The sequence below is a fragment of the Variovorax sp. UC122_21 genome (genome assembly GCF_044056785.1).
GTDB lineage: Bacteria > Pseudomonadota > Gammaproteobacteria > Burkholderiales > Burkholderiaceae_C > Variovorax.
Map to the genome: position 1 here is coordinate 637,726 of NZ_CP172004.1, position 20,162 is coordinate 657,887.

General features: G+C 72.0%; 15 protein-coding genes and 2 pseudogenes. 1 reads left to right on the top strand and 16 read right to left on the bottom strand.

Going from position 1 to position 20,162, the window contains the following annotated elements; all coding sequences use genetic code 11:
• Window positions 1-6: 6 nt before the first annotated feature.
• The 9 genes and pseudogenes from tynA to ACHMXE_RS15260 form a co-directional block, all read right to left on the bottom strand.
• Entirely contained in the window at window positions 7-2,310 is a 2,304-nt protein-coding gene (gene tynA / locus ACHMXE_RS15220) for a primary-amine oxidase (protein WP_395350013.1), read from the bottom strand.
• A gap of 72 nt (window positions 2,311-2,382) precedes the next feature.
• Window positions 2,383-3,345, bottom strand: coding sequence for a helix-turn-helix domain-containing protein (locus ACHMXE_RS15225; RefSeq protein WP_057590771.1), 963 nt, complete (start codon window positions 3,343-3,345; stop codon window positions 2,383-2,385).
• Window positions 3,346-3,472: 127 nt separating this feature from the next.
• Window positions 3,473-4,429, bottom strand: coding sequence for a Bug family tripartite tricarboxylate transporter substrate binding protein (locus ACHMXE_RS15230; protein WP_395352690.1), 957 nt, complete (start codon window positions 4,427-4,429; stop codon window positions 3,473-3,475).
• Window positions 4,430-4,477: 48 nt separating this feature from the next.
• Window positions 4,478-5,734 (bottom strand): alkyl sulfatase dimerization domain-containing protein, encoded by a 1,257-nt coding sequence (locus ACHMXE_RS15235; protein ID WP_395350015.1) that lies wholly within the window; start codon window positions 5,732-5,734, stop codon window positions 4,478-4,480.
• Complete coding sequence (locus ACHMXE_RS15240) at window positions 5,731-7,068, bottom strand: DUF1254 domain-containing protein (protein ID WP_395350017.1); 1,338 nt, start codon at window positions 7,066-7,068, stop codon at window positions 5,731-5,733. Before ACHMXE_RS15240 ends, ACHMXE_RS15235 begins: the two co-directional genes overlap by 4 nt.
• A 4-nt stretch (window positions 7,069-7,072) precedes the next feature.
• A complete protein-coding gene (locus ACHMXE_RS15245; protein WP_395350018.1) occupies window positions 7,073-8,461 on the bottom strand; it encodes a DUF1254 domain-containing protein in 1,389 nt (462 codons plus the stop codon).
• A 47-nt stretch (window positions 8,462-8,508) separates the two neighbouring features.
• Window positions 8,509-9,483 (bottom strand): Bug family tripartite tricarboxylate transporter substrate binding protein, encoded by a 975-nt coding sequence (locus ACHMXE_RS15250; RefSeq protein WP_395350020.1) that lies wholly within the window; start codon window positions 9,481-9,483, stop codon window positions 8,509-8,511.
• Window positions 9,480-11,616 (bottom strand): annotated as a pseudogene (locus tag ACHMXE_RS15255) (acetate--CoA ligase family protein). Before ACHMXE_RS15255 ends, ACHMXE_RS15250 begins: the two are co-directional and overlap by 4 nt.
• A gap of 20 nt (window positions 11,617-11,636) precedes the next feature.
• Window positions 11,637-12,701: a porin gene (locus ACHMXE_RS15260; RefSeq protein WP_395350022.1), complete on the bottom strand. Its 1,065-nt coding sequence runs from the start codon at window positions 12,699-12,701 to the stop codon at window positions 11,637-11,639.
• 270 nt (window positions 12,702-12,971) lie between these two features.
• Between ACHMXE_RS15260 and ACHMXE_RS15265 the strand changes: the two genes are divergently transcribed.
• Window positions 12,972-13,586, top strand: a complete 615-nt coding sequence (locus tag ACHMXE_RS15265) for a Crp/Fnr family transcriptional regulator (protein ID WP_281080926.1) — start codon at window positions 12,972-12,974, stop codon at window positions 13,584-13,586.
• A 1-nt stretch (window position 13,587) separates the two neighbouring features.
• Here ACHMXE_RS15265 and ACHMXE_RS15270 read toward each other — a convergent pair whose 3' ends face one another.
• The 7 genes and pseudogenes from ACHMXE_RS15270 to ACHMXE_RS15300 form a co-directional block, all read right to left on the bottom strand.
• On the bottom strand, window positions 13,588-14,214 hold the full coding sequence (locus ACHMXE_RS15270; protein ID WP_395350024.1) for a YdeI family protein: 627 nt from the start codon (window positions 14,212-14,214) through the stop codon (window positions 13,588-13,590).
• Window positions 14,211-15,167, bottom strand: coding sequence for a phosphatidate cytidylyltransferase (locus ACHMXE_RS15275; protein WP_395350026.1), 957 nt, complete (start codon window positions 15,165-15,167; stop codon window positions 14,211-14,213). The genes ACHMXE_RS15270 and ACHMXE_RS15275 overlap by 4 nt, the downstream gene beginning before the upstream one ends.
• The gene (locus ACHMXE_RS15280; RefSeq protein WP_177239447.1) at window positions 15,164-15,841 is read right to left on the bottom strand and encodes a 1-acyl-sn-glycerol-3-phosphate acyltransferase; all 678 of its coding nucleotides are present in this window, start codon (window positions 15,839-15,841) and stop codon (window positions 15,164-15,166) included. The genes ACHMXE_RS15275 and ACHMXE_RS15280 overlap by 4 nt, the downstream gene beginning before the upstream one ends.
• 44 nt (window positions 15,842-15,885) lie before the next feature.
• A complete protein-coding gene (locus tag ACHMXE_RS15285) occupies window positions 15,886-16,326 on the bottom strand; it encodes a hypothetical protein (protein WP_395350028.1) in 441 nt (146 codons plus the stop codon).
• Window positions 16,319-17,683 carry a phosphatase PAP2/dual specificity phosphatase family protein gene (locus ACHMXE_RS15290; RefSeq protein WP_395350029.1) on the bottom strand — a complete coding sequence of 455 codons (1,365 nt, stop codon included), beginning with the start codon at window positions 17,681-17,683 and terminating at the stop codon, window positions 16,319-16,321. The genes ACHMXE_RS15285 and ACHMXE_RS15290 overlap by 8 nt, the downstream gene beginning before the upstream one ends.
• Window positions 17,684-17,691: 8 nt before the next feature.
• Window positions 17,692-19,498: pseudogene (locus ACHMXE_RS15295) on the bottom strand (bifunctional alpha/beta hydrolase/class I SAM-dependent methyltransferase).
• On the bottom strand, window positions 19,495-20,139 hold the full coding sequence (locus ACHMXE_RS15300; protein ID WP_395350031.1) for a CDP-alcohol phosphatidyltransferase family protein: 645 nt from the start codon (window positions 20,137-20,139) through the stop codon (window positions 19,495-19,497). The pseudogene ACHMXE_RS15295 and the gene ACHMXE_RS15300 overlap by 4 nt, the downstream one beginning before the upstream one ends.
• Between the last annotated feature and the right edge of the window lie 23 nt (window positions 20,140-20,162).

The window sequence follows — 20,162 nt, forward strand, 5'->3', positions numbered from 1 at the left end:
AGCTCCTTACTTTGCCGGCCTGGCCGGCCGGTTCAGCCCCAGCGTCGGCGTCTCGTCGAAGAAGTTCCAGGGCTTGAGCAGCGCATGCACCCACTCGGTGGGCATGATCGGCCATTCCTCGGCGCGCGCGACGTGGGTGGTGCCGGTGGTGAGCCAGACCACGTTGTCGGTGTTCACGATCGCCTGGTCGTCGGCGGTGAACTGGCCCAGGCCGGTGTCCTTGTTCGAGCGGTTCGGGTACTTGCCCTCGGGGAACTGCTCCTCGGGGTCGTAGCGCGTCACCCAGAGCTGGCGGTCCATGAAGCTCAGGCGGTGGTTGATCCACTCGTCCTGCGCGAAGTTGGCGCCCTTGGCGATAGGGTGCGTGCCGCCCGCGTAGGGAATGAGCTGGTACGAGACCGGGTTGCCGACCTTGTTGTTCTTCGCCGGATTGCTCAGCAGCCGGATCGTCGACGGGTCGAACTTCTGCGCCGCCTGCCGCTCGGTCGCCACCGTGCGCTGCACCGTCTGCATGGTGCTGGTGCGCGGGCCGCCGCGGGTGTTGGGCAGCACCACCGGATCGACCTCGGTCAGCGAGTTGTTCTCGCCGTCCACGTCGAGGTCGAGCCGGAAGTTGTAGATGTGCTGGTGCGTGGTGCCGACGATGTGGTGATCGAGCAAGGTGCCGTAGCGCGTGTCCTCGGCGGCGGTCGCGTCCTGCATGGTGCGCGACTTCACGCCCTTCACCGCCTCGATGCCGGTGGCGCCCGCGTTGATGCCGATGGTGCCGTTCTCGGCGAACACCCAGTCGAACAGGTAGTCGTAGTTGCCCACCGTGCTGATCCAGCGCACCACCAGTTCGCGCCGCTCGGTGCTCACGTTGGGCTTGCCCATCTCCTGGTGCTTGAACTCGGGATCGGCATAACGCTCGAAGACCGCGATCGCGCGCGGCACCTTCACGGGCGCGCCGGTGTAGTCGGCCAGCGTGGCGTCGAGCAGCACCGCGTTCTGCGGCGCGTCCTTCTCGGGCTCGATCGGCGAGGTCAGCGTGCCCATGCCGTACTCGCCCGAGTCGAGGTAGGCCTTGAAGTACCAGCCGGTGTCGGGGTCGCCGTAGGGCACGATCATCCCGCCCAGCGAGCCTTCGTACATCACCTTGCGCTTGGTGCCCTTGTCGTTGTAGGTCACGGTCGAGAGCACCAGGCCCACGCGCGAGTCGAGCCGCAGGTGGAAGTCCCAGTTGCGCCAGTGCAGCATGTTGCCGGCGATGGTGTAGTTCTTGCCCTCGGGCTCGGTGATCTCCAGCGGCTTGGGCGCGGGCGTGCCGGCGCGATCGCGGCCGTCGTAGGGCGTGGGCTTGAGCGGCACCGGCACCAGGCCGCCGTCCTCGATCTTCAGCACCTGCTTCTGCTCGAGGTCGACCACCGCCACCAGGCCCTCGATCGGGTGCGCCCAGTAGTTGCCGTCGCCCACGTCGAGGTAGCTCACCACCTTGAGCAGGCGGTCCTCCTGGCGCAGCGAATCCTTGCCGTCGAAGTAGCCCACGGTCAGCGGCGTGGCCACCACCTTCTTCACGTCGTCGATGCCGCGCGTGGCGAGCGCCTTCGCATAGTCGGCGCTGGCCTCGATCGCGCTCTGCACGGTGGCGAAGTCGTCGAGCAGCACCATGCCGTGCGCGCCTTCCACCGGCTTCCACTCGAGCAGCTTGCGTGCCGCGAGGTCGATGCTGCCCTCGATCACCTTCTTGCCGTCGAGCGCGACGAAGCTCGCCTGCCGCGCGGCGCGCACCGGCTGGCCCGAGAGCGCGAAGGCCCAGACCTGGTCCTTGGGCGGGCGCTTGAGGCTAATCTCGGTGAAGCGCAGGCCGGGCTTGTAGTTGCCCGAGGCCTTGATGGTCTCGAGCGCGGCCTGGATCTCCTCGGCCGACAGCGGATTGAGCGGATTCGGCGTGCGCTCGACCACGAAGGTGCGGTCCAGGCTGGACTGGAACACCTGGTTGATGAAGTCGTGCGGCACCCAGGCCGCGCCCTTGCGCAGCACCACCGGCACGTCGAGCTGCAGCGGCTGGCCGTTGATCAGCGCGGTCTTCGAGCCGGGCTTGATGCGAACCAGCGTGCCGTTGCGCGCCACCGTCCAGACGTTGGCGAAGCTGTCGAAGCGCACGGTGGCGCCGAAATCCTCGACCGTCTTCTTGAGCGGCACCATGTGGGCCGCGCCGCCATGGGCCTGGGCGTTGCCGGCCGCGAGCGGGCCGAGGGCCAGCGCGAGCGCGGTGGCAAGAAGGGTGCGGGTGGTGCCGCGGACCGGCGTTCGGTGGTGGCTGCTGCGCATGGACGGCTGTTCCCTTTTCTTCGCATGTTGTGACGAGCGACAGCGAAGTTAAGGGCGCGGCCCGCGCGGCGGTTAGCCGGATTCGGCAAGCCAGCGCGCGCGCGTGGCCGAGGGAAGTTCCCCGAACAGCCGGCTGTAGTCGGCCGCGAAGCGCGACAGGTGCCAGAAGCCCCAGCGCGCCGCCACGTCGCCGATGCTGTCGCGCCGGTGCGTCTGCAGCTCGCGCCGCACCCGGTTCAGGCGCATCACGCGCAGGTAGGTCACGGGGCTCAGGTGCACCACGTCCTCGAAGGCGTACTGCAGCGCGCGGCGCGATACGCCGGTGGCCGCGCAGAGGTCGGGCACGCTGATGGCCTCGTCGGCATGGGCGCGCATGTACTCGCGCGCCAGCGCCACGATGTGGCGCCGCGCCACCGTGCCGGGCGGCAGCCGGGTCTCGAAGGCGTCGCAGCCGATGCAGTGCAGCACCGCGTCGGCCAGCGACAGCGACAGCATGTGGCGCGCCGCCGGCTGCTCGAGCTGCGCGAGGTTGCCGCGCGCCAGCGACAGCGCCGCGCCCAGCAGCTTCGACAGCTCGCTCTCGTCGAAGCCCGGCTGGCGCACCGGTGCCGGCTCGGGCAGGCGCAGCTCGAAGTCGGCGCCGAACAGCGTGGCCGCGAGCTCGGCCAGCGGCGCGGTGTCGATGCACACCGCCATCAGGTCCATGCCGGCGCCGGCCAGCAGTTCGAATTCGCGCTGCGGCGACAGCGCGATCAGGCGCCGGCCCTCGATCTCGTGGCCGCAGTACCAGCTGCCGCTGCCCGCGACCTCGGTGACGGCGAACGAGACCGTGCCCGGGCGGCCCTGGCCGTTCTGCAGCAGGGTCTGGTTCGCATGCTCGTGGAAGACCTGGACGAAGCCCAGGTGCAAGTCCTCGGACAGGCCCTCGAAGCGGCCGTTCGACAGCTGCTCGTAGTGCTGGTCCCAGTGGTCCAGGCTCGAGGCCTGTGCCTGGGCCTCGGCGTTCAGGTGGCGGGAGAAGTGAAGCTCGGTCATGGTCGGCGCGGACGCTGGCACGGCGGCCGTCGTCGAGCCGACGAGCAGGAACCGTGCCGATCAGTGCGCAGTCTGCAAGAAGCGCGGGCGCTTGACCATCTTGCTTACCCTCGGTCCGGCCGCCGCCTCATTCGGGCTGGAGCCCGATGTCCTTGACCAGCGCGCCCCAGTCGCGCAGGTCCTGGCGCAGGGTCGCGGCGAACTGCTCGGGCGTGTTCTGCGGCAGGTCGGTGAAGTTGAGCTCGCGCAGGCGCTGCACCACGGCCGGGTCGCGCAGCGCGCGGTTCACCGCCTCGTTGAGCTTCTTCACGACCGCCGGCGGCGTCTTCGCGGGCGCCAGCACGCCGTACCAGGCATAGGTGGTGAACGGGTAGCCGGACTCGGTCATCGTCGGCACCTCGGGCAGCATCGGGATGCGCGAGGGGCCGCTGTTGGCCAGCGCCCGGAGCCGGCCCGCGCGCACCAGCTCCACCGTCGAGGACATGTCGGCGAAGGCCGCCTCGACCTGGCCGCCCATCAGGTCCTGCACGCAGGGGCCGCTGCCCTTGTAGGGCACGTGCTCGATCACCAGGCCGGCCTGCTTCTTGAGGCTTTCCATCGCCAGGTGGCCGCCCGAGCCGTTGCCCCACGAACAGTAGCTGAGCTTGTCGGGCCGCGCCTTGGCATAGGCGACGAAGTCGGCCAGCGTCTTCACCGGCAGGTCGTTGCGCACCAGCAGCAGGTTGCCGCCGCGGCCGATCTGCGCCACCGGCGCGAAGTCCTTCACCGGGTCGTAGGGCAGCTTGCGGTAGAGGCTGGGGTTCACCACCATCGCGGCGGCATAGGTGAACAGCAGCCGGTAGCCGTCGGGCGCCGCGCGCGCCACCTGCTCGGTGCCGAGGATGCCGTTGGCGCCGGGCCGGTTGTCGACCACGAAGGGCTGCTTGAGCGACTTGCCCAGCGCGTCGGCGATCAGCCGCGCGATGGTGTCGGTGCCGCCCGCGGCGGCCGTGGGCACGACCAGCGTGACGGGCTTGTCGGGATAGGCCTCGGCGCCCTGCGCGGCGGCCGTGGCCAGCAGGCCGGCGAGGCCAACAAGGAACAGGCCGGTGCGGAGAAAAAGAAGCGGTCATGGATGCGGGTCCTCGGGAAGTCATTGGATACCGAAGCGCGCCTGCGTGCCCTGCTCGATCATGTCGGCGCTCACGCGGTAGAGGTTGCGCGACACGTAGCTGGGCACCTGCCGCGCGCGCTGGCGCAGCCACTCGGCCTTGAGCGCGCGCGCCTCGGCGAGCTCGGGCGCGTCGCCGCGCGCGGTGGCCAGCAGGTCGATCACGTGCAGCGCGAGCTGCCATTGCCCCTGCCGCGCCAGCGCGCATGCCCGCGCGATCAGGCCGGCCTTGTCGGTGATGGCCTCGGCCACGGCCTGGCCGACGGCCTCGGGCGGCTCGGGATGCAGGCTGGTCGGGTTGCGGTCCCACCAGCCGTTCTCCGAGCGGTAGATGTCGCGCACGATGTAGGCCGGGTCGCCGTAGGTGGGCTTCATCCAGTCGACCGCGAACAGCTCGTCGGGGCAGCGGATGCGCGCCAGCAGCTCGCGCTCGTTGAGGCCCTCGTTCATCAGCCGCACCACCTCGGCGCGCAGCCAGCGCAGGGCGCGCGCCGTGTGCGTGAGCACGTGCCGCACCTGGTCCTCGCCCTCGAGCGTGGCGCCGAACTCGCGCACCGCCTTGCGCGCGCCGAGCGCGGCCAGCGCCTCGAGCGTGTCGGCCCAGCGCACCGTGTCGCGCAGGGTGCGAAAGGGCGTGCCGATGTTGGGGATCGAATCGATCAGCGCCGCGCCGCCGTAGAGCACGCGCTGCGCGGGGCTCCACAGTGCGATCGCGTCGTCGGTCTCCGAGGGCGCCCAGCGCAGCTCGACGGCGCGCTCGCCGTGGCCGATGGCCAGCCGCTCGTCGAAGGTCTCGGTCGGCGCATGCATCGACAGCCGCTTGGCGAAGAAGCCCGCGGGCCGGTTGAACTGGATCTCGGCCATGCGGTGCTGCAGCGCCTCGGTCTCGCGGTAGCGCGCGAGGCGCCGCGGCACGTTGCGGTGCGCGATCACGCGCGGCGGCGCGTCGCCGCGCTGCGCCGCATGGGCGAGCCACATCGGCACGCCGGCGTTGTAGCCCACATGGCCGTGGCTGTAGCACAGTGCATGCAGCGGCGCGTCGCTGAGCTCGCGCACCGCGTCGATCATGCCCTGCGTCACCGCGCCGCCCGGGCCGGCGTCGATCACCACCAGGCCGACGTCGGTCTCGGCCACGAAGGACTGCCCCTGCCCGCGCAGGATGTGCAGGCCCGGCGCCACCGTCTCGGTGCCGCTGCCGACGATGAGGAAGGGCTTCTCCTGTTCCTGTGTGCTGCTCATGCGTCGTCTCCCAGTCGTTGAAGCGGCGGCAGCGCATAGCGGCCGTCGAGCATCTCCGCGCGCGGCACGTAGGCGCGCAGGCAGAGGTAGAAGGCGCCCGCGGGCGCGGGCAGCCAGTTCGCGCGCGCGGCCTCGTCCGCGGGCGCCGCATGCTGGATGCGCAGCGTGAGCCCGCCGTCGGCGTCGCGGCGCAGCGCCGGCGTGCGGTCGCCGATGGCGTAGCGGTCGATCGGGTTGTCGACCAGCATGCAGTCGCGGCTGTCGTACATCGTGAGCGACCAGAAGGCCTCGACCGGCGGCAGCGCGCCGGGCCCGAAGCGCAAGCTGTAGCGGTGGCTGCCGTGCAGCGCGCGGCCCGCGGCGTCGTGCCAGGCGAGCGGGTAGGTGGCCTCGCGGCTCTCGAGCATGCCGATGTACTTGAGCGCGACCAGCGCGCGCAGCCGGTGGTCGTCGCCGAAGCTCGCTTCGACCGTCGGCATCGATACCCAGCCGCTGGCGGCCGCGCGGCCGGCTTCCGTGGCGCGCAGCCGTGGCAGCACGCGGGCGATCGCGTCCTGCAGCCGCTCGCGCTGCGTGTCGTCGAGCGCGCCGGCATCGGGGTGCAGGCCGAGCGCGGCGTAGCGCGCGAGCCGGTCGGCATCGCGCGCGGGCGGCGGGTTCTCGCGCAGCGCGCGCTGCACCTGCGCCGCGAAATGCGCGGCGTCCGGCGGTGCCTGCGGATCGCAGGCCGGATCGAAGGCCATCGGCCGGGGCGCCGCGCCGGCCTGCCAGTCGGCCAGCGTGCGCACCACGAAGCCGTCCTGCAGCGCATGCACCGCGGGCAGGTCGTGCGGCCCGTCGACCAGGATGCGGCCGATGACCCAGAGCCAGCGCGTGGGCGCCTCGATGCGTGCCCCGGGCGCGTCGAAGGCGGCCGGCAGCGCGCCGCGCCAGCCCGGCGGCACGAGCACGAAGGAACGCGCCGCCGTGCCCGTGAGCCGCTGGCCGAGGTGGGCGAAGGGGTTGGTGTAGAAGTCGAGCAGGCCCAGCACGTAGTAGCGCCCCGCGGTGTCGGGCACGTCGATCACCAGCGGGCCCGCGCCGAGGTCGAGCCAGGCATGGGTGTAGAGCGTGTCGTTGTTCGGCGTCACGACGCGGCTCCTGCCCGGGCCCAGCAGCTTGCGCGCATGGGTGAACACGTTGCACCAGCGTTGCGGTGCCGGTGCCTCGCCGGCGGTCTCGCAGCGTTGCGGCGAGGTGGCCGCGCGCATGCGGCACATCTCGTACAGCGGCCAGGCGTAGACCACGGCCTCCTCGGCCAGGGTGTCGGTCACGGCGTCGATCGTCGCGGCCATGGCGTCAGTCCTCCCGCGGCTGCAGGGCCGGGATGCGCCAGGCGCGCACGCCTTCGCGCGGGTGGTACATGCGCAGGATCAGGTAGAAGCGGCCGGCCGGCGCGGGCAGCCAGTTGGCGGCATCGGCGGGCCGTGCATGGCCCAGCACCAGTTCCAGGCTGCCATCGGCGCCGCGCGCGAGGCCCTGCGTGCGGTCGCCGATCGCATGGCGGCCGATGGCGTTGGGATAGAGGAAGCGGTCGCTGTCGTAGAGCGTCACCGACCAGAAGGCGTCGGCCGGCGGCATGTCGTCGCCCTCGAAGCGCATCGCATAGCGGCGCCGGCCGTCGAGCGGCTCGAGCGTCGCATCGTGGTGCGAGGCGGCGTACACGGCCTCGCTGGTGGCCAGTGCGCCCAGGCCCAGGTAGGCGGTGCGCGCGCGGCCGAGGAACTCGCTGCCGTAGCGGCCGGTGGCGGGCGTCATGGCCCAGGCCTTGGGTCGGTGGTGCCGGCCCACCGCGCCGACCGCGCGCACGCCCTCGGCGAAACCTTCGACCAGGCCCTCGCGCAGCGGCGCGTCGAGCGTGTCCCACGCGAAGGCCGCGTCGGGCCGCAGCCCGGCCTGGCCGAACCAGGCCACCAGCGCGCGGTCCTCGACGCGGCCCGGCGCCTCGGCGAGCGCCTGGCAGAGGTTGGCGAAGAAGCGCGGCGCGACCTGCGCGGCCGGCTCGCCGTTCTCGAAGGCGGCGGCCATGGCATCGACCGGTTCGCCGACCCAGCGTTCGATCGCCGCCGGGCGGCCGCGCGGCACCGTGCCGGGCGCGGGCGCGAGCCGGATCTCGGACTGCAGCGCGCGCGCCGCGGGCCAGTCGGCCTCGTCGCCGACCAGGATGCGGCCGATCAGCCACACCAGGTCGGTCGGGCAGCGCACCACGCGGTGCGCGGCCAGCGCCTCGGGCACCGTGCCGCCCGGGCCCACGAGCACCACGGTCTCGCCCGCGGGATCGCAGTTGCGCGGCCCGAGGTTCTCGAAGTTCTCGGTGTAGGCGTCGTACAGCGGCAGCACGAAGTAGCGCCCCGGATGGCGCGCGGCCGCGGGCACGCTCAGCAGCATCGGGCCATCGGCCAGGTGGATCCAGGCGATGGTGTAGAGCAGGTCGTTGGCCGGCGTCACCACGTCGCGGTCCTCGTGGGTCGAGGGGCGCGGCGCATGGTGCAGCGTGTTGATCGGCGCGCGCACGTCCGAGCCGGCCGAGGTGCCGATCCGGCGTTCGGCGCGCGGCGCGGTCTGCAGCGCGCAGGTGCGATACGTCTCGGTCAGCGGATAGCCGTAGACGAAGGCGGCGAGGCCGATCGAGCGCGCGAGCGCCTGGCGCGCGGCGTCGACGGTGGCCTGGGAGGCGGGAGCATTCATGGGGACGGGACCTCTTGGCTGGTGGCGATGAAGGAAGGGGAAAGGAATCAATCGAGCTTCACGCCCGTGGCCTGCGTGAGCCGCAGCGTCACGGGCAGGAAGGCGCGGTAGGCGGCGCTGGCCTCGGCCGGCAGGTTGCCCACGGGTTCGGCGCCGAGTTCCTCGATGCGGCGCGCGACCTCGGGCTGGTGCACCACCGCGGCGACCTCGCGCCCGAGCCGCTCGACCACCGCGTCGGGCGTCTTCGCGGGCGCCATCAGCGAGGTCGGCCCGGTCAGCGCGTAGACCTCGTCGGCGAAGCCCTGCTCGGCGAAGGTCGGCACCTCGGGCAGCGCCTTGGCGCGGCGCGGCCCGGCGACCGCGAGCGCGCGCAGCTTGCCGGCCGCGATGTAGGGCTGCAGCGTGGCGATCGAGCCCACGGTCAGCTGGATCACGCCGCCGATCAGGTCGATCGCCATCGGGCTCTCGCCCTTGTAGGGCACGTGCAGCGTGCGCAGGCCGTAGGCGCGGTCCATGTAGACCTGGATCTGGTGCGGCTGCGTGCCCGGGCCCCAGGAGCCCATCGCGTACTTGCCGGGCGCGGCCTTCAGCACCGCGATCAGGCTGGCGACATCCTTGGCCGGCACCGACGGGTGCACCGCGAGCACGGTGCGCGTGGTCGCGATGTCCGAGACCATGCGCAGGTCGGTGCGCGGGTCGTAGGGCAGCTTGCCGTAGAGCACGATGTTGGCCGTGACCGGGCCCGGCACCGTCAGCAGCAGCGTGTGGCCGTCGGGCGTGCTCTTGGCGACGTGGTCGGTGCCGATGATCCCGCCCGCGCCGCTGCGGTTCTCGACCACCACGGGCTGGCCCAGCCGCTTCGACAGCCCCTCGGCGACCAGGCGCGCGAGGATGTCGGAGGAGCCGCCGGCCTGGTACTGCACGACGATGCGCAGCGGCTTCGACGGGAATTCGGCGCGGGCGCCGCCGGCCGCGAGGGCCGCGAGCGCGCACAGCAGCAGGCGTCGCTTCGATGGTGTCATGCGATGGCTCCTTCCATCTGCAATGGATCGCGGCCCACGATCAGCGCATCGACCGCCACGCAGCCGCCCTCGGCCTGCGGCCGCGCGATCAGCGGATTGATCTCGGCGCTCGCCAGCGAGTCGCCGGCACGCAGCGCGAAGTCGGCGAGCGCGCACAGCGCATCGGCGATCGACGCGAGGTCGACCGGCGCCTGGCCGCGCGCGCCATCGAGGATCGCGAAGGCGCGCAGCTCGCGCACCATCGCCAGCGTGTCCTCGCGCGTGACCGGCAGCACGCGCAGCGCCACGTCGCGCAGGGTTTCGACGTGGATGCCGCCGAGGCCGAACATCAGCACCGGCCCGAACACCGGGTCGCGGTGCACGCCCGCGATGCATTCGACGCCGCCGCTTGCCATGCGCGCCACCAGCGCACCGTCGAGCCGCGCCTCGGGCCGCGCGCTCAGCGCATGGTCGCGCGTGCGCTCGAAGGCCGCGCGCGCCTGCGCCGCGCCGCGCAGGCCGAGCGCCACGCCGCCGACGTCGGACTTGTGCGCGATGTCCGCGCTCACGATCTTCAGCGCCACGGCGCCGCCGAAGGCCTCGGCCGCCGCCGCGGCCTCGTCGGCGCTGTGCGCCACGCGGTGCGCGACCACCGGCACGCCGGCCCCGGCGAGCAGCGCGAGCGCCGCGGGTTCGGCCATCGCACCGGGCGCGAGCGCGATCGGATCGCCGACGGGCCGCGCATCGGCCTCGGGCAGGGCGCCGCTCTTCAATCCCGCGAGCGCGGCGATGGTGCGGATGCCGTCCGACGGATCGGCGAACACCAGGCAGCGCAGGCCTTCGAGTTCGGCGCGGCGTTCGGGCGAGAGCAGCGTGCTGATCGCGAGCAGCGTGTCGGGGTAGGCCGCGCGCAGCGACGCCACCAGCGCGCGCAGCGTGGGCCAGAACGCGTCCGACGCGCCCGCGGCCGCGAGGAAGCCCAGCCACGAGGCGAAGCCGCGGTCGTCGAGCATCAGGCGCGCGCTGCGCTCGAGCAGGCTCATGTCGTTCGTCACCTGGCCCGTGATGTCGACCGGGTTGCGCGGCGCCGCGAACGGCACCCACTCGCGCAGCGTGGCCTGCGCAGCCTCGCCGAGCGGCTGCACGTCGAGGCCCTGGGCCGAGGCGTCGTCGGCCATCAGCGCGCCCACGCCGCCCGACAGCGTGAACAGCCCGATCGAGCGGTCGCGCGGCCGGCCGGCCACGGCGGCGCTGTGCGCCAGGTCGAAGAACTCGCCGAGGCTGCGCGCGCGCAGCACGCCGTAGCGGCGGAACACCGCGTCGTACACCGCGTCGTCGCCCGCGAGCGCCGCGGTGTGCGAGGCCGCCGCCTGCGCGCCCAGCGCGGTGCGGCCGACCTTGACCATCACCACCGGCTTGCCCGCGGCCTGCGCGAGCGCCAGCGCGGCGCGCAGCCGGGGGCCGTCGCGGCAGCCTTCCATGTAGCCCATGATCACGTCGGTGGCCGGGTCCTGCGCGAGCCAGGCCAGGCAGTCGGCGAACTGCAGGTCGGCCTCGTTGCCGGTGGTGGCCCACAGCGACAGGCCGACGCCGCGCTCGCGCGCCATCGCGTAGGCATAGGCACCGAAGGCGCCCGACTGGCTCACCAGCCCGATGCGCCCCGGCGCCACGCGGCCCACGCCGGGCGCGGGCGAGAAGGTGGCGTAGACCTTGTGCGCGATGTTCATGAAGCCCAGGCAGTTGGGCCCGATGAGCCGCAGGCCGGCAGCACGGGCCTTGGCGCCGAGCCGCGCCTGCGCGGCCGTGCCTTCGGCGCCGGTCTCGGCGAAGCCCGAGGAGAACAGCACCACGCCCTTGACCTTCGCTTCGATCGCGTCGTCGAGCGCCGCATCGACCAGCGCGGCCGGCACCGAGAGGATCGCGAGGTCCACTGGCTGACCGATGGCGCGCAGGCTGGGCCAGGCGCGCAGGTCCTGGATGCGCTCGGCGTTCGGGTTGACCCGGGTAGAGCGCACCGTCGAAGCCGAAGCGGCGCTGGTAGTCGACCGGGATGCCGCCGATCTTCTGCGGGTTGGAGGAGGCGCCGACCACCGCGATGGAACGCGGCGCGAACAGGGCCGACAGGGATGCGGTCTGGGAGCTGAAGAAATCCATGGAAGAGGCGACGAGGGGTTTCAGAAGTTGTGGCGGATGCCGGTCGCGAGCACGCGCACGCCGTTGCCGCTGTCGGGCGCGACCGCGACCGTGGCGAGCGTGGCCGAGGCGCCATGCCGGTTGAGCAGCCGCAGCCAGCGCGCGTAGAGCACGGTGCGCTTGCTCAGGTAGTAGTCGTAGCCCAGGGTCCAGGCCAGCTGCGAACGCTCGCTCGCGTCCACCTTGCGCTGCATGGCCTCGAACATCAGGTTCGAGGCCGGCGTGATGTTGTAGGTGAGGCCGAGGCTCGCGAGCTTCGCGCTCGGCACGCCGGGCAGGCTGGTGCTGTTGCGCACGTAGTTGGCGTAGAGCTGCAGCCCGATCGCCTCCCAGTCGTAGGCCGCGCTCAGCGCCTGGTAGGTGCTGGTGCTCGGCTCGGCCACGGGCGCGGCGGCCGAACCCGAGCGCGCGCGCTGGAAGGCGTAGCCCACGTAGTAGGGCTTGCGCGCCCAGCTGAGGCTGCCGCCGTAGAGCGTGCCGCTGTCGTGGCTCGCGGCGCTGGCCTCGCCGGGCGCATAGGCGAGGTCGGCGTAGAAGCCGGCGATGGCCGGCGTGCGGTAGCGCACCATGTTGCTGGCGCGCGCCGCGAAGGGCAGCAGGCCGGGCTGCGCGTCGGTGGCGGCGACCAGGTTGATCGGCGAGAACACCGAGTTCACGCCATAGGGATCGGCCTTGAACAGCGTGTAGAACATCGGCGTGTACATGCGGCCCGCGTCGACCTGGCCCCAGGGTGTCGACAGGCCGACGAAGGACTGGCGCGTGAACGCGATCTCGGGACCGGCCAGCGTGCCCTTGCCGGTGTCGGGCGCGAAGCCGGCCTCGAGCGTGAAGTGCGCATCGAACCCGCCGCCCAGGTCCTCCGCGCCGCGAAAGCCGAGGCGCGACGCGGTCTGGCCGCCGTCCTCGAGCCGGGTCGAGGAGTTCGGTCCCGACTTCGCATGGGCCAGGTAGAGGTCGGCGGTGCCGAAGATCGTCACGCTGCCCTGTGCGAGCGCGAGCGAGGAGGAGGCCGCGAGCGCGAGGCCCGCGGCGGCTGTCTTCTTCATGTCGTGTTGTCTCCGGTGGGGCTCGCCGCCCGTCGTGGGCGGCTGCCGCTTGTGTGCTTGTCGGTGTCCGGTGCTTACGATAGAAACGACCGCCCCCCGAATCTGTCAATGCGTTGACAGATTCCCGAACATCGCCGCAGGGAGAACCCGCTGACCCGACCGCGCAAGACCAACGAACGAGAGGCCGAGGAGAACGCCGCGCTGCTCGAGCGCGCGCTGCGCTGGAACGAGCTGTTCTCGCGCTGGCCCGATGCGCGCCGCGCCGAGCTCATGAAGTCGGCGCGGCTCGAGCGCTACGGCCGCCGCACGCAGGTGCTGGCGCACGACCGCCATCGGCGCGAGCTGCTGGTGGTGGTGTCGGGCTGCCTCGAGATCAGCAGCATGAGCCCGAACGGCCGCAAGTACGTGAACGCGCTGCTCGGCCCCGGACAGGTGGCGCCGCTGGTGCGCCTGCTCGAGGAGGTGCCGCTGGCCTACGACTACCACGCGCACGAGGACTCGGTGATCGTGCACCTGCCGAGCGACGCGGTGCTGGCCGTGCTCGATGCCGAGCCGCTGCTGTGGCGCGACGTGGCCAAGCTCGGCCTGCAGCGCCAGCGGCTGAGCATCGTGCTGCTTCAGAACCAGATGCTCAACTCGATCCACGGCCGGGTGGCGGCCGCGCTGATGAACCTGGTGCACTTCTACAACGGCCAGGGCGAGGACGGCGCGCCGCCGCTGGTGCGGCTGTCGCAGACCGACCTCGCGGCCATGCTCGGGCTGTCGCGCCAGACCGTCAACAAGGAGCTCGGGCGGCTGGTGGAGGAGGGCGCGATCGACATGCGCTACAAGCGCATCCGCATCGTCGACGCCGAACGGCTCGCGCGCATCGCGGCCGGCACCTGAATCAGGGGTGGATCTTCTCGCCCTTGGCGAGCATCTCGACGAACTGCGCGATGCGCCGCGCGCGCGTCTCGGGCTTCTTCGCGCTCTGGGTGCGGAACAGCACCGCGAAGCGGTTGCGCGCATCGAGCGCGGCGAAGAAGGTCGCGGCCTTCCTGTTGGCGTCGAGCGCGGCCCGCAGGTCGGGCGGCACGGTCGCCACGCGCGAGGCCTCGTAGGCGGCCTCCCAGCGGCCGTCGGCCTTGGCGCGTTCGACCTCGGCCAGGCCACCTGGCTGCATGCGGCCTTCCTCGATCAGCTGCAGTGCCTTGGCGCGGTTGATCTGCGACCAGGTGCTGCGCTTGGTGCGCGGCGTGTAGCGCTGCAGGAAATGCGTGTCGCTCTCGCTCTTGCGCTGGCCGTCGATCCAGCCGTGGCACAGCGCGAGATCGAGCGCCTGCGCGGTATCGACCGAGGCGATGCCGCTGGCCTTCTTCGCGAGCCGCAGCCAAACGCCGGCATGGCTCGCGTGGTGGCGCTCGTACCAGCGCGCGAGCGCGGCGGCGTCGGCGCATTCGATGGGCGTGTCGTCGACGATGCGTTCGGCCGCGGCGGCGGCCTTCTTCGCCGGCGCTTTCTTCGCCGCCGTCACGGCACCCACCAGTAGCGCAGCGCGTGGAAGAAGATCGGCGCCGCGAAGATCACCGAGTCGAGCCGGTCGAGCATGCCGCCATGGCCCTCGATCATCGAGCCCCAGTCCTTCACGCCGCGGTCGCGCTTGATGGCCGACATCACGAGGCCGCCGAAGAAGCCCATCAGGCAGATGGTCAGCGACATCAGCGCGGCCTGCCACGCATTGAGGGGCGTGGCCCACGACAGCGCGGCGCCCAGCGCGGTGGCGCTCGCGATGCCGCCGATCAGGCCCTCCCAGGTCTTCGAGGGCGAGAGCTCGGGCGCCACCTTGCGCTTGCCGAACAGCTTGCCCCAGATGTACTGCAGCACGTCGCTGCCCTGCACCACGATCACGAGGAAGGCGATCAGCAGCAGGTTGCGGCCCTCGAAGCCCGGGATCTGCAGGGTGAGCAGCGCCGGCACGTGGCTGATGCAGAACACGCAGATCATCAGGCCCCACTGGATCTTCGAGGTGCGCTCGAGGAAGCGCTGCGTGTCGCCGCCCACGGCCGCGAGGATCGGCAGCACCAGGAAGGCATAGACCGGGATGAAGATCGAATAGAGGCCGTACCAGTCGATCCAGACCAGAAAGTACTGCACCGGCAGGCCGATGTAGAAGGCGGCCGCGATCGCGTGGTGGTCGCCGCGCCGGGTGTAGGCCAGGCTGATGAACTCGCGCAGCGCGTAGAACGAGATCAGGTAGAACAGCACGATCACCCCGCCCTTGCCGAACGCGAAGGCCAGGCCGATCGCCGCCACCATCACCCACCAGGCATTGACGCGCGCGTTGAGGTTGTCGATCACCGAATGCGGCTGGCCGTGCGCCACGCGCCACTTGAGCACGGCGCCGATGCCCGAGGCCAGCAGCAGCACGCCGAGCACGCCGCCGAACAGCTGCAGGGTGGTCTGCGCGAAGGGCGAGAGCTCGATCATGCGGCGCTCCCGGAGGCCGGCTTCGGCTGCTCGTCGAGGCGGTCGTATTCGGGCCGCAGGTCGAGCATGGCGCTGCGCGCACGCGCCAGGAAGCTCAGCTTGTCCTCGCCCTCGGCCAGCACGATCGGCGTGCCGAAGCGCACCGTGCAGGCCAGCGGGATCGGCACCAGCGTGCCCTTGGGCAGCACGCGCTTGAGGTTTTCGATCCACACCGGCACCAGCCGCACGTTGGGGCAGGCGCGCGCGAGGTGGAACAGCCCGCTCTTGAGCGGCAGCAGGATCTCGTCGCCGGTGTTGCGCGTGCCCTCGGGGAACATGATCAGCGAGTCGCCGGCCTCGAGCGCGGCCTTCATCTGCTCGACCGGGTTGTCGCCCTGGCCCGAGCCGTCGCGCCGGATCATCAGCGCGTTGAACACGTCGGCGCCGATGAACTGGCGCAGCTTCGAGGCCATCCAGTAGTCGAGCCCCGCCACCGGCCGCGTGAGCGCGCGCAGATCGGGCGGCAGCGTGGCCCACAGCAGCACGAAGTCGCCATGGCTGGTGTGGTTGGCGAAGTAGAGCGTCTGCTCGGCCTTGGGGCTGGTGCCCGACCAGATGGCGCGCACGCCGGTCAAAAGGCCCGCGGCGCCGATGATCAGCTTGCCCGCGACCACGGCGAGCGCGCGGCGCACGATGCCGCTGTCGGGTTGTTTTTCTTCTGGGGGAGGAGCGGCGTCGTTCAAGTGAGGTCCTGTGTCATGAGGGCGAGCAGGAACATCGCGCTCTGGCAGGCGACCACGATGGCGTGGCGCTGCAGCAGCTGGCGGGTGCCCTGGGTGCGGTCGGCCAGCGGCCGCGCGGCGGAAGAAGCATCGCTGGCGCGCAGGCCGAGCCGCGCCAGCGCCTGGTCGAGCGCTTCGAGCGAGGCGATGGCGCCGCGCGCGAGGTCTTCGAACAGTGCCTGGTCGAGCCGCAGCCGGAATGCGAAGTAGCGCTCGAGCACGCCGAGGATGGCGACGGCACCGAAGGCCATGCTCGGCGTGGTGGGCAGCGAGCGCAAGGTGAGCGCGAGCACGAGTGCCGCGATCGCGCTGAGCGCGAAACCCCAGAAGGCCAGCACCCCGGCCGCGCGCAGCAGGCCGGCGAGCGCGGCGCAGGTGGCGCGGTCGGTGTCATTCATGGGGCGCTGCTCCGGTGGTGACGCTGGGGGCGCCGAGCGGCGCGAGCGCGGCGAACCAGGCCGGCCGCAGCACGATCTGCGGCCGCGCGCGGCGCACCGCGGCCTCGGCCGTCGCCAGCCCGTCGGCGGCGCTGGCCACGCCGTGCGTGCCGAGCCAGGCGATGGTCGCGGCCGCGCTGCGCGAGAAGCCGAGCGCGCAGCATACCCAGACCGGGCCGCCGCGCGCGGCGCGCCGCTGGCCCTCGATCACCGCGGCCGCGCGCCGCAGCCGCTGCGAGGGCGGCACCACGAGGTCGAGCAACGGCACGCAGCGCGCGCCGGCGGCATCGCGCGGCACCTGCAGCTCGGCGCTGAGGCTCACCAGCCGCGGCCGGCCCGCGGCCTGCCATTCGGCCGGCGTGGGCAGGCGGCCGAGCCAGAGCCCGGGCACCACCTCGGCCGCGGGCGGCAGGCCGCGCGTCCACAGCCGTGCGTTGAGCGCCGCGCCGAGCCGGTAGGGCGCGAACAGCCAGCGCGCGGCCCAACCCATGCGGCCCTGGCCGTCCATCTGGAAGCCGCGCGCGCCGAAGCCCGCGTAGTTGAGCGCCACCAGCGCCAGCGAGGCCGCGGGCCAGGCCAGCCACAGCGCCCAGCCGCCGCCCCACAGCGCGAGCGCGAGGCAGGCCAGCGCGCCCAGTGCATAGCAGGCCGTGAGCTTCCAGCGCCGCGGATCGCGCGCGAGCCGCCAGGCGCGCGGCAGCGAGACCGTGCGCTGCAGCGGCCACAGCCAGATGCAGACCAGGCCCAGCAGCGCGCCGGTCGGGATGTCGATGAAATGGTGCTGCCAGGTGGTCAGCACCGAGGCGCAGATCGCGAAGGCCCACAGGTGCAGCACGAGGCGCGCCCAGCGCGGCCGGATGAACTGCCGATACCAGTCCCACAGGATCACCGCCAGTGCGATGTGCAGCGAGGGCGCCTGGTTGTAGGGCTGGTCGAAGCCGCGCAGCGCCGCGAACAGGAAGGCCGGCGCGCCCTCGACCGCGGGCTGGCCGAAGCTGAAGTGCAGCGGCCAGAGCACGAAGCAGCTGCAGGCGATCAGCGTGGCGCTGAGCAGCCGCGCGCCGTGGCGGTCGAGCGTGTGGCGGTCGCGCGCGAGGAACGGCGACAGCGCGTAGAAGACGTTGATGGTCCAGTAGGGAAAGATGGTCCAGGGCCAGAACGGCACCTGGCGTTCCCACGCGAAGGCCATCGAGGGCACCTGCGCGCGCGTGGTGGCCCACCAGTTGGCGAGGCCGTAGGTCAGGTAGAACAGCGGGCCCAGCACCGCCAGCCAGCCGGCGGCGCGCTTCCAGGGTCTCGCCGCGAACCAGGCGCGCATGGCGTCGCTCAGTGCTCGGTGCGCCGGGCCAGCGAGACGGTGAAGATGCCCCACTCGTCGCTGCGCTGGTCGATCTTGCGGAAGCCCGCCTCCTCCACCAGCTGGTCCATCTCGACCTGCGTGCGGCGGCGCATCACCCCAGGCCTCGCCCTGGCGGTGGCTGGTGAGCGCGCGCGCGATCATCTCGAGCTGCGGATGCCAGGGCTGGCCGGTGTAGACCAGGTAGCCCCCGTCCTCCACCGCGTCGCCCACGCCCGCGAGCGAGCGCCGCACCATCTCGTTGTCGGGGAACAGCTCGTACAGCCCCGACACCACCGCCAGCGTGGGCCGCGGCGTGACGCTCGCGAGGCTCATGCGGTCGAAGGCGTCGGCCTGCACGAACTGGGCGACGTCCTCCAGGCCCTTCTCGGCGATCAGCGCACGGCCGTCGCGCACGTTGATCTCGCTGTAGTCGCGCAGCAGGATCGAGCTGGCCTTGACCGGGCTCGCGAGCACCGCGTCGAGCACGTAGCGGCCATGGCCGGCCGCGATGTCCATCAGCCGCACCTCGCGGTGCATCTCGGCCAGCCGCTCCATCGCGATGCGCAGCAGCTCCTCGACGTGGATCTTGCGCTGCCGGATGCCGCGCCAGCCGATGGCGTCGAGGTAGTTGCGGTCGATGGCGCGGCCCATGGCGCCCTTGCCCTGCGCGACGTTGCGGTAGACGTAGTCGAGCGTGCTGCCCGAGTCGAAGCCGGTGTCGTGGCCCAGCTTCACGCCCTCGGACAGGCCGCCGCCGAAGCGCAGCCCGGCGCGCGTGAGCGACCAGTAGAGGCCGCGCGGCGACAGCGCCGGCAGCGGCGCGGCCAGCGCGCGCGATTCCTCGGCGGTCTCGCCCTCGAGGTGCGCGCCGCGGCGGTCGACCGGCGCCGGTGCCTCGTCGAACAGGCGCAGCACGAATTCGCGGATGGCCTGCACGGCGGGTGCGCGGTCCTTCTCGCCGAGCGTGTCGTGGAAGAAGCCCGGCAGCACCGTCTTGGTCTTGACCGCGCTGCCCAGCCGTTCGAAGAACTGGTGCTGCGGCTTGTGGTGCACCACCCAGTCGGCGCCCGAGATCAGGAGCTGCACCGGCAGCGTGATCGCGTTCGCGTCGGCCACCACGCGGTCGGCCGCCTCGTACAGGCCCAGCAGGATGTTGACCGCGATCGGCCGCGTGATCAGCGGATCGCTCTCGTAGCTCGCGATGCGCTCGGGGTCGTGCGTGAGGAACTTGGCCTTGACGTAGCTGTTGACGAAGAACAGGCCGCGCAGCTTGTGCATCAGCGCCAGGCCCGGGCGCGCGAACGGCACGTAGAGCTTGACCTTGAAGGCCGGCGAGGCCAGCGTGAGGCCGCGCACCTTGGGCGCGTAGTCGTGGGCCCAGGTCGCGACCAGCACCGCGCCCACGCTCTGCGCGATCACGTGGATGTCGTGCTCGGCCACGCCGTGCGTGCCGACGATGTGCTGCACGAAGGTCTGCACGTCGCGCACCGAGGTGCCGAAGCTCGGGCTGTAGCCGCGCTGGCCCGGCGAGCGGCCGTGGCCGCGTGCATCCCAGGCGAAGACGTCGAAGTCGGGCAGGTCGAGCTCGTCGACCAGGTGCGCCATGCGCGCGCCGTGCTCGTGGCCGCGGTGGAACAGCACGATGGCGCCGCGCCGCGCGGGGCCGGTGGCCGGCCAGTGGCGGTAGAACAGCGATTCGCCGTCGTGGGTGCGGAACTGGCGCTCGGCCAGCGGCCGTTGCGTGAGCGAGGACGGCGAGGCGCCGGTGTCGAGGTCGGTGGTGTTGTCGTTCATTGAATCCCTGTTGTTTGTTTTGGCGTGGCGCTGTCCGCGGCATCGCCTTCGGCGAGCGCGCGGCGCACGCGGTTGACCACGGTCCAGGCCACCAGCAGCGCCAGCAGCGGCATCAGCAGCGCGGTCCAGCCAGGCAGCGGGCCGCCGAGCGCCACGTAGAGGCCGAGCGCGCCGAACACGAAGGCGCGGTCGCTCTTGCCGAGCGGCCCATCGTAGCGGCGCGAGGCACCGACCGTGGGGCCGAGCGCGCCGGCGAATTCGCTGAGCCCGGCCAGCACGATCACGGTGCCGACCCAGAACGGGCTGAAGGGCTGCACCAGCACGAAGGGCAGGTACAGCGCGGCATCGGAGACCACGTCGGTGAGTTCGTTGAGGAAGGCGCCGAGCCGGCTTTGCTGGTGGTGCTCGCGCGCCAGCATGCCGTCGATGGCGTTGAAGGCCATGCGCAGGAACATCCAGGCCGGGATCAATGCGAAGGCCGCGAGCGAGGTCGCGGCCAGGTAGAGCCACAGGCCGAGCGCCACCGAGACCGCGCAGGCGCTCAGCGTGACCTGGTTGGCGGTGACGCCCCGGGCATGCAGTGCGACCACGAGCGGCCGAAGCAGGGCCTGGAAACGCGGCTTCAGTTCGTAGATCGACACTGTCGTGATCCCCTCTTCATTCT